The organism is Allobranchiibius huperziae (assembly GCF_013410455.1).
Taxonomy (GTDB): domain Bacteria; phylum Actinomycetota; class Actinomycetes; order Actinomycetales; family Dermatophilaceae; genus Allobranchiibius; species Allobranchiibius huperziae.
In genome coordinates this window covers 680,427-695,166 of record NZ_JACCFW010000001.1, presented here as the reverse complement: position 1 = coordinate 695,166, position 14,740 = coordinate 680,427, and the positions used below count along the sequence as shown (strand labels likewise).

The window sequence follows — 14,740 nt, the reverse complement described above, 5'->3', positions numbered from 1 at the left end:
CGACGTCGACGAAGCCCGCGGTGTACGGGTCGACCGCGACCCGGCGGGGCGACTCGCTGCGGGTCGCGAACTGCTCCCACGCGGTTGCGCGGGCCGGGTCGAGCGCGGGTCGCGCGGCATGACGGTGTCTCTCCCTGCTCAGGCGGTGAAACGCGGGAACGCCGAGGCGCCGGCATACGTCGCCGCGTCGTCCAGTTCCTCCTCGATGCGCAACAGCTGGTTGTACTTCGCGACGCGGTCCGAGCGGGCGGGCGCGCCGGTCTTGATCTGACCGCAGTTGGTGGCGACCGCGAGGTCGGCGATCGTGGTGTCCTCGGTCTCGCCGGAGCGGTGGCTCATCATGCAGCGGAAGCCGTTGCTCTGAGCCAGGGTGACCGCGTCGAGGGTCTCGGTCAGCGAGCCGATCTGGTTGACCTTCACCAGCAGCGAGTTGGCCGTGCCGGTGTCGATGCCGCGCTGCAGTCGCTCGGGGTTGGTGACGAAGAGGTCGTCGCCGACGATCTGCACCTGGTGGCCGATCTGGTCGGTCAGGGTCTTCCAGCCGTCCCAGTCGTCCTCGTGCAGCGGGTCCTCGAGCGAGACGAGCGGATAGTCCGCCACCAGCTGTGCGTAGTAGGCGGACATCTGCTCGGCCGACTTCTTCGTGGCCTCGAACTGGTAGCCGCCCTTGTCGAAGAACTCGCTGGCCGCGACGTCGACGGCCAGACCGATCTCCTTCCCGGGGGTGTAGCCGGCCTTCTCGATCGCGGTCAGGATCAGGTCGAGCGCCGCGCGGTTGCTCTCCAGGTTCGGTGCGAAACCGCCCTCGTCGCCGAGGCCGGTCGACAGGCCCTGCTTCTTCAGCACCGACTTCAGGCTGTGGTAGATCTCCGCGCCCCAGCGCAGTGCCTCGCGGAAGGACTCCGCGCCGATCGGGGCGATCATGAACTCCTGGATGTCGACATTGGAGTCGGCGTGCGACCCGCCGTTCAGGATGTTCATCATCGGCACCGGCAGCACGTGGGCGTTGGGGCCGCCGACGTAGCGGAAGAGCGGCAGGTCGGCCGACTCGGCGGCCGCCTTCGCGACGGCGAGTGAGACGCCCAGGATCGCGTTGGCGCCGATCTTGCTCTTGTTCGGGGTGCCGTCGATGCCGATCATCTCGGCGTCGACCAGGCGCTGCTCACTGGCGTCGAAGCCGAGCAGGTGCGGGGCCAGCTCCTCGCCGATCGCGTCGACCGCGTCCTGCACGCCCTTGCCGAGGTAGCGCTTCTTGTCGTTGTCGCGACGCTCGACCGCCTCGAACTGGCCGGTGGACGCGCCGGAGGGAACAGCCGCGCGACCGACGACGCCGTCGTCCAGTGCGACCTCGACCTCGACCGTCGGGTTGCCGCGCGAGTCCAGGATCTCGCGGGCGAGGATTGCATCGATGCTGGCCACTTCAGGCTCCCAAGGTCGGTGGACGGCGTACTGATCCACGAGCCTAACGGCGTCGGCAGGGCAGGCGCGCGCGGCGCGCAGAACCACCGTGACTCAGGTAGGGCCCCAAGCCACAGGTCGGCCTGTGGCTCTCGGTCCTCCCTGTGCCACGGTCACTCCTCGGGACGGGACAGCGGCCGTGACCGCTCGGCCACCGCCTGCACCTCTCGGGCCAGCAACGCTTCGGCGGACTCCCCGCGCTCGCGGGCCTCGGCGACCTGACGCAGCAACTGCGAACCGGCCGACTCGTCGTACGCGAGGTCGACGCCCCGCCGGGCGGCACGGGACAGCAGCTTCTCCGCGACGAGCAGGGTGGGCAGTCCCTTGGGGATGCCGGCCAACAGGTCGCCTGCGTCCCGGTCGGGCTTCTCGGTGGCCTTGATCTGCTCCCACGAGGCCTCGACCTCACCGGCGGTGGTGGCGTCACCGTCGCCGAAGACATGCGGGTGGCGCCGGATCAGCTTGGCGACGAGGCCGCCCGCGACATCGTCGATATCGAACGGCTCCTGCTGGTCCTCGGCCGCGAGACGCGCGTGGAAGAGCACCTGAAGCAGGACGTCGCCGAGCTCCTCGGCGAGGTGGGCGCGATCGCGTCGTTCGATGGCCTCGAGCGTCTCGTAGGTCTCTTCGATCAGGTACTTCGCCAGGCTGTCGTGGGTCTGCTCGGCGTCCCACGGACAGCCGCCGGGCGACCGCAGCGTGTCCATCACGGCGACCGCGTCCAGCAGCCGGGCTCCCGGCAGATCCCAGGAGCCGACGACGATCTCCACCGACGGCGGGGTCTCCAGCCGGGTCAACTCACCGGCGAGTGCATCGGTCAGGCCGGGATCGCCGTCCGCGGAGCCGATCCAGACCACCCGGCCGTCGTGCTGGGCGAGTGCCCGCGCCAGCTCGCGGCGGTCGTCGTATCGGGTCGCCCGCACCTCGACGCCGCTGGTGCGGACCGCGTCCGGCACCGGCTCGTCCGGATCCGCGGCGTAGACGACGTCGGCCGCCTCGAGCACCTGCCAGGCGGACCTGCTGAGCAGGCCGGCGGGCACCCGGGGGGAAGTGACGAGGATCGCGAGCGACGCCTCGCGCGCGACGTCGGCGATGGTCAGCCCTTGCTCGAGCTCTTGCTGACGATCCACGGCTCCGAGGTCGCGAGCACCCCGTTGGCGCCGCCCCATCGGCCGAACCGCGGGTTGATCTCGACCTTGGCGGCGTTGACGATCTTGGTGATCTCGGCGACGCCGGCCTGGGAGTTGCTGATGTTGGTGACCGCGACGTTGCTGCGCAGCGCGTCGATGGCGGCGGTCGAGGGGTTGGCGACGTTGCGCTGCGCGAACTCCTGGCGGGCCTGCGCCGCGGAGAACGCGCCGCCCTGCTCCGCGGCGACGCGCTGGAAGTCGTCGGCGAACACCAGATAGGTGATGGCGGAGCGGGAGTTGAAGTCCGCGGCGCCGGAGCCGAACGCCTGCTTGATCTGGGTGACCGCGTCCTGCACCTGATCGACGCTGACGCGGGTGCCGTCGTAGGACGCAGCGGTGGTGCTGTTGTGGAACAGCTGGCTGCTACCGCACCCGCTGACCCCGACGACGGTGACGGCTAGGGCGGCGATGCCGACGGCACGGCGCGACGTACTCACTTGTGGACCTCCTCGAACGACAGCGGTCATCATGCCAGCACGCTCCGGCTCACGCGCCCGCGGCTCCGGCGGCCGCCGCGATGTCGTCCAGCAGCACCGCCTTCACCAGGGCCGTCGCCCAGCGCAGCACCTCCAGGTCGCGCAGCGGCTGGCCGCCGACCGGTGCCGTCTTCGGCGTCGGCACCAGGGCGTGCGTCGGCTTCACCAGCGTGCCGGGGAAGAGCCGCTGCAGGCGCAGCGACTGGCTCTCACGCAGCTCCAGCGGGCCGAACCGGATGTAGCGGCCCTGGGAGCTGATGTCCCCCACCCCACCCTGACGGGCGATGATCCGCAGCCGCGCCACCTCGAACAGGTTGCGGACCGGCTGCGGCGGTGTGCCGTAGCGGTCTTGCAGCTCCGCCTCGATCTCGGTGAGGCCGTTCTCGTCCTCCACGACCGCCAGCTTCTTGTACGCCTCGAGCCGCAACCGCTCCCCCGGCACGTACTCGTGCGGCAGGTGCGCGTCGACCGGCAGCTCGATCTTGACCTCGTTCGGGGTGGTGTCGTTCTCCCCGCGGAAGTCGGCCACGGCTTCGCCCACCATCCGCACGTACAGGTCGAAGCCCACGCCGGCGATGTGCCCGGACTGCTCGCCGCCGAGCAGGTTGCCCGCGCCACGGATCTCCAGGTCCTTCATGGCGACCTGCATGCCGGCGCCGAGGTCGGTGTGGCTGGCGATGGTCTGCAGCCGGTCGTGCGCCGTCTCGGTCAGCGGCTTCTCGGGCGGGAAGAGGAAGTAGGCGTACGCGCGTTCGCGCCCTCGACCGACGCGGCCGCGCAGCTGGTGCAGCTGCGACAGGCCCATCAGGTCGGCCCGCTCGACGATCAGTGTGTTGGCGTTGGAGATGTCCAGGCCCGTCTCGACGATCGTGGTGCACACCAGCACGTCGGCGCGGCGTTCCCAGAAGTCGACGACGACGTCCTCGAGGCGCTGCTCGGGCATCTTGCCGTGCGCCGTCACCACCCTCGCCTCGGGCACGAGTTCGCGCAGCCGCGTCGCCGCCTTCTCGATCGTCGCCACCTTGTTGTGGATGAAGAAGACCTGACCCTCGCGCATGAGCTCGCGGCGCACGGCGGCGCCGATCTGCTTCTCGTCCCAGCCGCCGACGAAGGTCAGGACGGGGTGACGCTCCTCGGGCGGCGTTGCGAGAGTGGACATCTCGCGGATGCCGGTGACCGCCATCTCCAGGGTGCGCGGGATCGGCGTCGCGGACATCGCGAGCACGTCGACCGCGGTGCGCATCTGCTTCAGCTGCTCCTTGTGCTCGACACCGAACCGCTGCTCCTCATCGACCACGACGAGGCCGAGGTCCTTGTACTGGACCTCCTTCGACAGCAGTCGATGGGTGCCGATGACCAGATCGACGCCGCCGCCCTTGAGCCCCTCGATCACCTCGCGTGCCTCGCGGTCGGACTGGAAGCGCGACAGCGCCTTCACCACGACGGGGAAGCCGGCGTAGCGCTCGGTGAAGGTCTGCACGTGCTGCTTCACCAGCAGGGTGGTCGGGCAGAGCACGGCGACCTGCTTGCCGTCCTGGATGGCCTTGAACGCCGCCCGCACCGCGATCTCGGTCTTGCCGTACCCGACGTCGCCGCAGATGAGCCGGTCCATCGGCACCGACTTCTCCATGTCGGCCTTGACCTCGTCGATGCTGGAGAGCTGATCGGGCGTCTCGATGTAGGCGAAGGCGTCCTCCAGCTCGTGCTGCCACGGGCTGTCGGGCGCGAACGCGTGCCCCTCGGTGGCCATCCGCGCCGAGTAGAGCCGGATGAGCTCGCCGGCGATCTGGCGCACGTGCCGCTTGGCGCGCGACTTGGTGGTCTGCCAGTCCGAACCGCCCATCTTGTTGAGCGTGGGCATCTCGCCGCCGACGTAGCGGGTGACCTGGTCGAGCTGATCGGTCGGCACGAAGAGCCGGTCGCCGGGCTGCCCGCGCTTGGACGCGGCGTACTCCAGCACCAGGTATTCGCGGGTCGCGCCGCCCACGGAGCGCTGCATCATCTCCACGAAGCGGCCGACACCGTGCTGCTCGTGCACGACGTAGTCACCGGGGCGCAGCTGCAGCGGGTCGACGACGTTGCGGCGGCGCGCGGGCATCCGGCGCATGTCCTTGGTGCTGCCGCTCGTGCCGCGGCTGCCGGTCAGGTCGGCCTCGGTCACGACGACCAGGTCGCTGGACGGCAGGGCGAAGCCACGCCCCAGACAGCCGGTGCTGACCTCGACCATGCCGGGGTCGAGGGGGCCGAGCGCGCGGGTGGTGACGTCGTTCTCCGAGAGCACCTCGGTGACCCGCTTGGCCAGGCCGGGGCCCTCGGTGACCACGAGCACCCGCTGCCCCTCGGCGGCCCATTTGCGCAGGTCGTCGACGGCGTGCTCGGTGTTGCTGCGGTAGGCCGGGATCTCCTGCGTGTGCAGGGTGATCCGCTCCCCCGGCAGCTCGTCCTCGGCGAACTCGACCAGCTCCTCGTCGGAGGAGAACGACGACATCGACCACCACGGCCGGCCGGTGGCCAGCGCGTGGTCGCGCAGCTGGGACAGGCTCCAGTACGACGCGGTGCCGAGCGCGCCCCGCAGGTCGACCGGTACGACGTTGCCGGCGGCCGCGTTGGCCCAGCTCGCGTCGAGGAACTCCTCGCTGGTGGTCACCAGGTCGGCGGCGCGGGTGCGCACGCGTTCGGGATCGCAGAGCACGACGTGGGTGCCGGGCAGCAGCACGTCGAGCAGCGGCTGCATCGCGTCGCCGAGCAGGATCGGTGACAAGGACTCCATGCCCTCGACCGCGATGCCCTCGGCGACCTTCTCCAGCATGTCGCTGACACCGGCGAGCTGCGGCGCGAGCTCCCTGGCGCGGTCGCGGACCGCGGTGGTGAGCAGCAGCTCGCGGCACGGCGGCGCCCACAGTCCGCCCTCGGCGATCTCCAGCGAGCGCTGGTCGGCGACCTTGAACCAGCGCACCTCCTCGACGGTGTCGCCCCAGAACTCCACCCGCTGCGGGTGCTCCTCGGTCGGCGGGAAGACGTCGAGGATGCCTCCGCGAACGGCGAACTCGCCCCGGCGTTCGACCATGTCGACCCGGGCGTACGCCGCGTCGGCGAGAGCCTCGACGACGTCCTCGAGTCGCGCGTCGGTGCCGGGCCGCAGCTCGACCGGCTGCAGGTCGCCGAGACCATGGGCGATGGGCTGCAGGACAGCGCGCACGCTCGCCACGACGACGTCGATCGGGCCGTGCTCCGCATGCTCGGCGTGGTCGGGGTGCGCGAGGCGCCGCAGCAGGGCGAGTCGACGGCCGACGGTGTCGCTGCGCGGGCTCAGCCGCTCGTGCGGCAACGTCTCCCAGCTGGGGAATTCCGCGACGGCGTGCTCGGGCAGCAGGCTGCGCAGCGCCTCGGACAAGTCGCCGGCCTCGCGTCCGGTGGCGGTCACGGCCAGGATCGGCACCCGCGCCCCGTCGCCGGGGCGCGTCAGCAGGGACAGCAGCGGCGCCCGAGCGCCGGGCGAGGCAGCCACGTCGACGACGTCCGGGGAGCTGCGGAGGTCCAGGACACGGCGTACGGCGGGGTCACCGGACAGCAGATCGAGCAACGGGTCGAGGCGCACGGGATTTCTTCCGGTCGGCAGCACAAAAGCCCCGGATCACGAGATCCCGGGGTGGTGTTTCCAGTGTAGGCGCGGGCTGAGACAGCCCTCACGGGCCCGCGCAACGGCATCGCCCGGTCCCTCGCGGCGGACAAACGTCGACGGCCGGGCACCTACGATCGAGTGATGCCCCGTGAGATGAGCGTCCAGGACACCGTCACCATCGCCGGCGTCAGCCCGCAGGAGGTCTTCGAGGCCATCAGCGACCCGTCCCGGATGGGGCGGTGGAGCCCGGAGAACACCGGCGCCGTCATCGAGACCGCCGGCGGGCCCGCTCCGGTCGGCACGTCGTTCGTCGGCGCCAACAGCCGGTTCGGCGCGAAGTGGCACACACGATGCGTCGTGACCGCCTCGGACCCGGGCCGCCGGTTCGCGTTCGACGTCAAGGCGATCGGTCTGCGCAAGCCCGGCCTCAAGGCCCGCATCGCCACCTGGGAGTACCGCCTGGAGCCGTCGACCGACGGCACGAGCGTCACCGAGGTGTGGACCGACGGACGCAGCGGGTGGCCGGCGTTCGCGGCGAAGGGTTTCGACAAGGTCGTGACCCGCGGGTCGACGTTCGCCGACTGGCAGCGCGGCAACATCGCCCGCACCCTGGCCAACCTCAAGAAGGACCTCGAGCGCACCTCGGCCTGACGCCCCGGAACTCGCCGGTTGTCAGCGGTTCTGTGGCGCCGGCGTCACGAATCCGCTGACAACCGGGGGGCCGTCACCAGGCGTGGACGACGTTCTGGGCGTCAGGAAGGTCCTTCTGCACCAGCAGGTCGATCGCGTCGACCGCCGACGGCAGGAGGAAGTCCAGCTCCTTGCGCTCCGTGGCGTTGAAGTCCTTCAGCACGTACGACGCCGCGTCCATCCGGCCCGGCGGGCGCCCGATGCCCACCCGCACCCGCAGGTAGTCCTTGGTGCCCAGTGACTTGGTGATCGAGCGCAGCCCGTTGTGGCCGCCCTCGCCGCCACCGCGCTTGAGCCGGACCGCGCCGAAGTCGATGTCGAGTTCGTCGTGCACCACGATCAACCGCTCGGGCGGGATCTTGAAGAAGCTCATCAGCGCGGCGACCGGGCCGCCCGACTCGTTCATGTAGGTGGATGGCACCGCAACCACCGCCGACGGGCCCGGGAGCCCTCCCCCGGCGGTACCGAGGCGGATCTGCGCCCCGCGGGCACGCGCCTTGTGGGCCTTCAGGGTCGCCTCCGCGCGGTCGGCCAGCAGCTCGGCCACCATCGCACCCACGTTGTGCCGGTTGCCGGCGTACGACGTGCCCGGGTTGCCGAGTCCGACGATCAGCCAAGGGTCCACGGGCAGTCAGTATGCCCGGACGGACACGGCCGCCGCGCAACGGCCGATCACCCCCATCAACGCCGAATGCGCGCTTCGCACGCCCGGACCGACAGCTTCCGGGGGCGAAACGCGCACTCGACGTCTCAGGGAGATGCTTACTCGGAGTCGTCGCCCTTCTCGGCGTCGTCGGACTCGCCCTCGGCAGCCTCGGCCTCGGCGGCCTCGTCCTCGTCGGACTCCTCGCGCTCGATGCCGGCCTCGGCCTCGGCCTCGGCGAGCTCGCTCTCCAGCTCCTCGACCGACTGCTGCTGCACGATGTTGACGATGAGCAGCTCCTCGTCGGCCTCCAGCTCGGCGCCGGCGGGCAGCGTGACGTCCTTGGCCAGGATCTGGCTGCCGGCCTCGAGGCCCTCGACGGAGACGGTGACCGACTCGGGGATCTTGAAGGCGTCGGCCAGCACGGACAGCGTGCTGTTCTCGACGGTGACGACGGTCTCGATGCCGGCCTCGCCCTCGATGTGCACGGGGACGTCGACGACGACCTTCTCGCCGCGGCGGACGATGACCAGGTCGATGTGCTCGATGACCGGCTTGATCGCGTCGCGCTGCACGTCCTTGGCCAGGGCCAGGTGCTCGGTGCCCTCCAGGTCGATGGTGAGGATCGCGTTCGCGTTCTTCAGCAGCAGCATGGTCTCGTGGCCCGGCAGGGTCATGTGGACAGGGTCGCTGCCGTGCCCGTAGAGCACCGCGGGGATCTTGTGCGCGCGGCGGATGCGGCGGGCCGCGCCCTTACCGAACTCGGTGCGCGACTCGGCGTGAAGCTTGTTCTCGGTCGTGGCCATGACGAAATCCTTTGATCAGCAGGGTGTTCAGAAGATGGGCCTCGACGCGGGACAGGGCGTGAAGATCGCGGAGCTCATGCTCGACGCGCACCACCACGAGGAGAACGCCTCGCGGGCGGAGCATCGTCGATCACGGATCACCGGTGCGTTCGCGCACCGTCCCTCGCCGAGGCAACGTCGCTGATCGTATGCCGAGCGCGCGCCGACGCCCAAATCGAGCGCCGGCCGGTGGTGGGGTCGCCGCGCGCCCTATGGAGCGCGCAGCGACCTCATCGTCGCCGGAAAGGTCAGGACTGACCGTCGAACATGCTGGTGACCGAGCCGTCCTCGAAGACCTCGCGGATGGCCTGGCTGAGCAGCGGTGCGATCGACAGCACGGTGAGCTTGTCGAACTGCTTGTCGGCAGGCACCGGCAAGGTGTCGGTGACGATCACCTCGGAGGCGACGGAGTCGCGCATCCGCTCGATGGCCGGCCCGGAAAAGATCGGGTGGGTCGCCGCGATGACCACGCCTGCGGCGCCGTCGTTCATGAGGGCGTCGGCGGCGTTGCAGATGGTGCCGCCGCTGTCGATCATGTCGTCGACGAGGATGCACAAGCGCCCGCGCACCTGGCCGATGACCCGGTTCGCGACGCTCTTGTTGGGCTGTGTGACGTCGCGCGTCTTGTGGATGAAGGCCAGCGGCACCCCGCCGAGGCGCTTGGACCAGGACTCGGCGACCTTGATCCGGCCGGCGTCCGGTGAGACCACGGCCAGCTCGCGGTCGCCGTACTTGCCCGACACGTAGTCGGCCAGGATCGGCAGCGCCTGCAGGTGGTCCACGGGGCCGTCGAAGAAGCCCTGGATCTGATCGGTGTGCAGGTCCAGCGCCATCAGTCGGTCGGCGCCGGCGGTCTTGAACAGGTCGGCCATCAGGCGGGCGCTGATGGGCTCGCGGCCGCGGGACTTCTTGTCCTGGCGGGCGTAGCCGTAGAACGGCGTGACCACGGTGATCCGCTTGGCCGAGGCGCGTTTGAGCGCGTCGACCATGATCAGCTGCTCCATGATCCAGTTGTTGACCGAGGCAGTGTGACTCTGGATCACGAAGGCGTCGCAGCCGCGCACCGACTCCTCGTAGCGCACGTAGATCTCGCTGTTGGCGAAGTCGTACGCCGCGGTGGGCACCAGCGAGGTGCCGATCCCGGCGGCGACCTGCTCGGCCAGGTCCGGGTGGGCCCGGCCGCTGACGATGATGAGCTTCTTCTCGGTGGTCTTGGTCAGGCCGCTCACAGTGCCTCGTCCTTGGTCGCAGGGGCGGCGTCGCCGCGATCTCGCAGCGCCGCTTCTGCGGCCTCGGCCTGCGCGGTGCCCGGTCGTTTCTGCAGGGCCCAGCCCTCGATGTTGCGCTGGGCGGCGACCGAGATCGCGAGCGCGCCCGGCGGCACGTCCTTGCGGATCACCGCGCCCGCACCCGATCCCGCGCCGTCGCCGACGGTGACCGGGGCGACGTACATGTTGTCGCTGCCCATCCGGCAGTCGTTGCCGACGTAGGAGCGGTGCTTGGTCACCCCGTCGTAGTTCACGAAGACGCTGGCGGCACCGATGTTGCTGCGTTCGCCGATGGTGGCGTCGCCGACGTACGAGAGGTGCGGCACCTTGCTGCCCTTGCCAATAGTGGAGTTCTTGGCCTCCACGAAGGTGCCGATCTTGGAGTCCGCACCGAGCTCGGTGCCCGGGCGCAGGTAGGCGAACGGGCCGACGGACGCGCCGGGCCCGACGACCGAGAGCTCGGCGTGCGTGCGGACGACCTTCGCGCCGTCGCCGATCTCCATGTCGGTCAAGGTCGAGTCAGGTCCGATCGTGCAGTCGGCGCCGATGGTCGTGGCGCCGCGCAGCTGGGTGCCCGGCTCGATCACGGTGTCGCGTCCGACGCTGACGTCCATGTCGACCCAGGTGGTGTCGGGGTCGATCACGACGGCGCCGCTCTCCGTCATCAGCCGGTCCACGATGCGCCGGTTGAGCTCCTTGCCGAGCCGCGCGAGCTGCGCCTTGTCGTTGACGCCCTCGGTCTGCCACAGGTCGTCCAGGACGTAGGCCGAGACGCTGTGCCCCTGCCCCACGACGGCCCCGACGACGTCGGTCAGGTACTTCTCGCCGCCCTCGCCGTGCACCTCGATCTGGCCGATCGTGTCGCGCAGGTGGCCGGCGTCGAAGGCGAAGAGACCGGAGTTGAACTCACCGATCTCGCGCTGCTCGGGAGTGGCGTGCTTGTGCTCGACGATGGCCTGCACGGTGCCGTCGGCACCGCGGACGATGCGCCCGTAGCCGGCCGCGTCCGGCACGATCCCGGTCACGACGGTGGCGACGGCGTCGGTCGACTCGTGGTGCCGCGTGAGGTCCGAGAGCGTCTGCGCCGTGAGCAGCGGGGTGTCGCCGGTGATGACGAGCACGGTGCCCTGCAGGTCGCTCGGCAGCACGGCCAGCGCGCACTCGACAGCGCGACCGGTGCCGTAGACCTCGTCCTGGTCGGCGATCAGGACGTCCGGGTCGACCGCTCGCGCCGCCTCGGCGACGGCGTCACGTTGGGCGCGTACGACGACCGAGACGTGCGCGGCTCCGGTGCCGGTTGCCGCGTACAGCGCATGAGCGACGAGGGGACGGCCGCCGATCCGATGCAGCGCCTTGTTGATCGACGATCGCATCCGCGTGCCGTCCCCAGCAGACAGGACGATCACGGCGGCGGGGGTGGGGCTCACTCGTAGGGCTCCTCGAGGCTGCGGACAGCGCAGTTAGGCGGCCGGTTTCGGACGCGATGCTACCGGTCGGACCCGGACGCAGGCTCGGGGCCGGCGGCTCCCCGGGTTGGAATCGAACCAACGTCGCTAATCCTGATTCAAAGTCAGGCGGCCCCTACCAGCAGAGCAACCGGGGAACGCCCGGCCGTCTCCCTCGAGAGACGCCGAACGCCGACAAGGGTAGAGGACGTCGCGCGCGTGCCTGGACCGCAACGACGCGGGCCTACCCCACAATGGGCGGATGGCCCCACCTCAGCCGCGCACCCGTATGACCGCCACCCAGCGACGGGAGCAGCTCATCGTCGTCGGCCGCGACATCTTCGCCTCCGACGGTGTGCAGGGCGCCACCGTCGAGGAGATCGCGACCCGCGCCGGCGTCACCAAGCCGGTCGTGTACGAGCACTTCGGCGGCAAGGAAGGCCTCTACGCGGTCGTCGTCGACCGGGCGATCCAGGACATCCTCACCGCCATCACCGACGCCCTCTCCGAGCCGGCGGGAATCCGCGTCCTGCTCGAGCGGGCGGTCCTGGCACTGCTGGACTTCATGGAATCCTCGCCCTCGTCGTTCGAGGTGCTGGTGCGCAGTTCGCCCTCCTGGCACGGCGACGGGTCGGCCGCGAGCCTGATGTCCGCGATCGCCGTACGGGTCGAGGAGCTCTTCGAGGCGACGTTCGAGAGTCACGGTTTCGACCCCACCCCCGCGCCGGTCTACGCACAGACGCTGATCGGGAGCATCGCGCTCACCGGTGTGTGGTGGATCCACCACGAGGACCGGCCGGACAAGGAGTTCGTCGCCGCGCACATCATCAACCTGATGTGGAACGGGCTGCACGACCTGCAGAAGAACCCGGTCCTGCCGTCCCGCGCGGCGCCCCCGACACCTGCCGACTGACCCGGCGTTCCCCCCGCTGGTTTGAGACCGAGCGGGCCAGAACGAGCGCCGCAGGGCCACCTTTCCGCTCGTTTCGGACCGAGCGGGCCACAACGAGCGCCGCAGGGCCACCTTTCCGCTCGTTTCGGACCGAGCGGGCCACAACGGCGGCCGCGGAGCCGCTCGTGCGCACGTTTCGGACCGAGCGGGCCACAACGACCGCCGCCAGGACCGGCCGGGCAAGGAGTTCGTCGCCGCGCACATCATCAACCTGATGTGGAACGGGCTGCACGATCTGAAGAAGAACCCGGTCCTGCCGTCCCGCGCGGCGCCCCCGACACCTGCCGACTGACTGCGCATCGCGCGCTGACCGCTCGTTCCGGGCCGAGCGGGGCCCCACGATTGCGGACGGCACCCCGCTCTCAGGCCTGCTGGATCTCCACGCGGTTGCCGACCGGGTCGTCGGTGTGGAAGCGGCGGACACCCGGGATGTCGTCACTCGGCCTGACCTCGCCGCCTGCCGCTCGCACGGCGGCCGCGACCGCATCCAGGTCGTCCACCAGCACGCAGGGGTGGGCCTTCTTCGCCGGGGTGAACATCTCCTGGACGCCGAGGTGCAACTCCTGCGGTCCGACCTGGAACCAGCACCCTCCCCGCGTGCGCAACCTCTCCGGCTTCTCGATCTCCGCCAGCCCGAGGACACCGGAGTAGAAGCCTCGCAACGCCTCCTCCGACCCGGACGGGCAGGTGAGTTGCACGTGGTGCAGCCCGAGCGCCGTCACGGTCGCGCCTCGAGAACACCGACCGCGAAGATCCGCCGGAAGGGGAACGGGACGCCATACGCCGCGCGGGGGTAGGCGGCGTCGAGCCGGGTCGCAAGATCGGCGAGGAACGCCCGGGTCTCAGCCGGATCCAGTACGTCGAGCAGCGGCCGCAGCGCGGTGCCCTTCACCCATTCCAGCACCGGATGGTCCTGCTCCCCCGCGGCGTCGAGCACCTGCAGGTAGGTGGTCTCCCACACGTCGAGGCGCGCGCCGGCAGCGGCCAGGACGTCGGCGTACCCCCGCGGCTCGGAGACCGGGTCCGCGCGCAGGAGCCCCACCAGCTCCGCCCCCCTCGGCTGCTCGCGCGCCGTCTCCCGGATGATCCGGTGCGAGGGCGCGTCGAAGTTGCCCGGCACCTGCATGGCGAAGACACCTGACTCGGCGAGCGATTCGAGCCAGCGCGGAATCAGGTCGAGGTGGCCGGGCACCCACTGCAGCGTCGCGTTCGTCAGGATCACGTCGGGCCGGCCGTACGCGCCGACGTCGACGGTCGCGACGTCGGCCTCCACCCAGCGCACCCGCCCGGCAGTGTCGCGGTCGGCGGCCTTGCGCAGCATGTCGACCGAGTCGTCGACGCCGACCACCGTCGCGTCGGGCCAGCGTTCGGCGGCGATCAGCGTGGCGATCCCGTTGCCGCAGCCCAGGTCGAGGACGACCTTCGGATCGTGGTGCGGGACGCGCGCCAGCAGGTCGAGGAACGGTCGGGTGCGCAGGTCGGCGTAGCGCTCGTACTGCATCGGATCCCAGGTCGCCATGCGTCGCCTCCCACGTAGAAGTATCTTGATATCAAGATACTCCGCGATGTCTTGATGTCAAGAAGCTTGATGCTGGCTATAGTCGGTCCATGCTTGATCGACCCGATCGACCCGATCGACCCGATCGACCCGATCGGCCAGCTCCGCAGGACGACGTCGATGCCATCGTCGACGCCTGGTCGCGCGAGCGCCCCGACCTGAATGTCCGCCCGCTGCAGGTGCTCTCGCGCATCACCCGCCTCGCCCGGTTGCTCGACCAGGCGCGCGGCACCGCGTTCAGCAAGCACGACCTCGACGGCTGGGAGTTCGACGTGCTGTCCGCCCTGCGCAGGGTGGGCAAGCCCTACCGACTCTCACCGGGCGCCCTCATGCAGCAGACCCTGGTCACCAGCGGCACGATGACCAACCGCGTCGACCGACTGGAGCAGCGTGGTTTCGTACGCCGCGGCCCCGCGCCGCACGATCGCCGCGGCGTCCTGGTGCGACTGACCCCGTCCGGGCTCGCCGTCGTCGACGCCGCCATGGCCGACCTGCTGGAGCACGAACAGAAGCTCCTGGCACACCTGCCGGTCCGCGAGCAGGAGCGGCTGGCGGGCACGCTGCGCACCCTGCTCACCGCCGTAGAGGCCTGA

At 70.3% G+C, this 14,740-nt stretch carries 14 protein-coding genes and 1 tRNA gene; 4 read left to right on the top strand and 11 right to left on the bottom strand.

Annotated elements, in window-relative coordinates; translation table 11 throughout:
- Window positions 1–138 precede the first annotated feature (138 nt).
- The 4 genes from eno to mfd form a co-directional block, all read right to left on the bottom strand.
- Window positions 139–1,419, bottom strand: coding sequence for a phosphopyruvate hydratase (gene eno, locus HNR15_RS03340; protein WP_179479101.1), 1,281 nt, complete (start codon window positions 1,417–1,419; stop codon window positions 139–141).
- A gap of 152 nt (window positions 1,420–1,571) precedes the next feature.
- Complete coding sequence (locus tag HNR15_RS03335; RefSeq protein ID WP_343048402.1) at window positions 1,572–2,588, bottom strand: MazG family protein; 1,017 nt, start codon at window positions 2,586–2,588, stop codon at window positions 1,572–1,574.
- Complete coding sequence (locus tag HNR15_RS03330) at window positions 2,555–3,085, bottom strand: hypothetical protein (protein ID WP_179479097.1); 531 nt, start codon at window positions 3,083–3,085, stop codon at window positions 2,555–2,557. Before HNR15_RS03330 ends, HNR15_RS03335 begins: the two co-directional genes overlap by 34 nt.
- A 49-nt stretch (window positions 3,086–3,134) precedes the next feature.
- Window positions 3,135–6,722 (bottom strand): transcription-repair coupling factor, encoded by a 3,588-nt coding sequence (gene mfd / locus HNR15_RS03325; protein ID WP_343048401.1) that lies wholly within the window; start codon window positions 6,720–6,722, stop codon window positions 3,135–3,137.
- A 165-nt stretch (window positions 6,723–6,887) separates the two neighbouring features.
- Between mfd and HNR15_RS03320 the strand changes: the two genes are divergently transcribed.
- Window positions 6,888–7,397, top strand: coding sequence for an SRPBCC family protein (locus tag HNR15_RS03320; RefSeq protein WP_179479095.1), 510 nt, complete (start codon window positions 6,888–6,890; stop codon window positions 7,395–7,397).
- 73 nt (window positions 7,398–7,470) lie between these two features.
- On the opposite strand, the gene pth is transcribed toward HNR15_RS03320, so the two are convergent.
- Together pth and HNR15_RS03310 are read right to left on the bottom strand one after the other, a co-directional pair.
- Entirely contained in the window at window positions 7,471–8,061 is a 591-nt protein-coding gene (gene pth, locus HNR15_RS03315; protein WP_425484504.1) for an aminoacyl-tRNA hydrolase, read from the bottom strand.
- 137 nt (window positions 8,062–8,198) lie between these two features.
- Window positions 8,199–8,885: a 50S ribosomal protein L25/general stress protein Ctc gene (locus HNR15_RS03310; RefSeq protein ID WP_179479093.1), complete on the bottom strand. Its 687-nt coding sequence runs from the start codon at window positions 8,883–8,885 to the stop codon at window positions 8,199–8,201.
- Here HNR15_RS03310 and HNR15_RS03305 point away from each other — a divergent pair.
- On the top strand, window positions 8,884–9,069 hold the full coding sequence (locus HNR15_RS03305) for a hypothetical protein (protein ID WP_179479091.1): 186 nt from the start codon (window positions 8,884–8,886) through the stop codon (window positions 9,067–9,069). The genes HNR15_RS03310 and HNR15_RS03305 overlap by 2 nt on opposite strands.
- 103 nt (window positions 9,070–9,172) lie before the next feature.
- On the opposite strand, the gene HNR15_RS03300 is transcribed toward HNR15_RS03305, so the two are convergent.
- The 3 genes from HNR15_RS03300 to HNR15_RS03290 all read right to left on the bottom strand — a co-directional run bounded on the left by HNR15_RS03300 (window position 9,173) and on the right by HNR15_RS03290 (window position 11,795).
- Window positions 9,173–10,153: a ribose-phosphate diphosphokinase gene (locus tag HNR15_RS03300; RefSeq protein ID WP_179479090.1), complete on the bottom strand. Its 981-nt coding sequence runs from the start codon at window positions 10,151–10,153 to the stop codon at window positions 9,173–9,175.
- Window positions 10,150–11,619, bottom strand: a complete 1,470-nt coding sequence (gene glmU, locus HNR15_RS03295) for a bifunctional UDP-N-acetylglucosamine diphosphorylase/glucosamine-1-phosphate N-acetyltransferase GlmU (RefSeq protein ID WP_179479089.1) — start codon at window positions 11,617–11,619, stop codon at window positions 10,150–10,152. The genes HNR15_RS03300 and glmU overlap by 4 nt, the downstream gene beginning before the upstream one ends.
- Window positions 11,620–11,716: 97 nt before the next feature.
- Window positions 11,717–11,795: transfer RNA gene (locus tag HNR15_RS03290), tRNA-Gln, on the bottom strand.
- Between the two features lie 104 nt (window positions 11,796–11,899).
- Between HNR15_RS03290 and HNR15_RS03280 the strand changes: the two genes are divergently transcribed.
- Window positions 11,900–12,550, top strand: a complete 651-nt coding sequence (locus HNR15_RS03280; RefSeq protein ID WP_246305881.1) for a TetR/AcrR family transcriptional regulator — start codon at window positions 11,900–11,902, stop codon at window positions 12,548–12,550.
- 401 nt (window positions 12,551–12,951) lie between these two features.
- Here the strand turns inward: HNR15_RS03280 and HNR15_RS03275 are convergent, their stop codons facing one another.
- Window positions 12,952–13,311, bottom strand: a complete 360-nt coding sequence (locus HNR15_RS03275; RefSeq protein WP_179479088.1) for a VOC family protein — start codon at window positions 13,309–13,311, stop codon at window positions 12,952–12,954.
- Entirely contained in the window at window positions 13,308–14,108 is an 801-nt protein-coding gene (locus tag HNR15_RS03270) for a methyltransferase domain-containing protein (RefSeq protein WP_179479087.1), read from the bottom strand. Before HNR15_RS03270 ends, HNR15_RS03275 begins: the two co-directional genes overlap by 4 nt.
- An 89-nt stretch (window positions 14,109–14,197) precedes the next feature.
- On the opposite strand from HNR15_RS03270, the gene HNR15_RS03265 reads away from it, so the two are divergent.
- Complete coding sequence (locus HNR15_RS03265; protein ID WP_179479086.1) at window positions 14,198–14,740, top strand: MarR family winged helix-turn-helix transcriptional regulator; 543 nt, start codon at window positions 14,198–14,200, stop codon at window positions 14,738–14,740.

Bases quoted from the DNA above. Each gene is read 5' to 3' on its own strand.
- HNR15_RS03320 (WP_179479095.1), top strand. From the start codon at position 6,888: ATGCCCCGTGAGATGAGCGTCCAGGACACCGTCACCATCGCCGGCGTC.
- HNR15_RS03310 (WP_179479093.1), bottom strand. From the start codon at position 8,885: ATGGCCACGACCGAGAACAAGCTTCACGCCGAGTCGCGCACCGAGTTC.
- HNR15_RS03305 (WP_179479091.1), top strand. From the start codon at position 8,884: ATGACGAAATCCTTTGATCAGCAGGGTGTTCAGAAGATGGGCCTCGAC.
- HNR15_RS03270 (WP_179479087.1), bottom strand. From the start codon at position 14,108: ATGGCGACCTGGGATCCGATGCAGTACGAGCGCTACGCCGACCTGCGC.
- HNR15_RS03280 (WP_246305881.1), top strand. From the start codon at position 11,900: ATGGCCCCACCTCAGCCGCGCACCCGTATGACCGCCACCCAGCGACGG.
- HNR15_RS03265 (WP_179479086.1), top strand. From the start codon at position 14,198: ATGCTTGATCGACCCGATCGACCCGATCGACCCGATCGACCCGATCGG.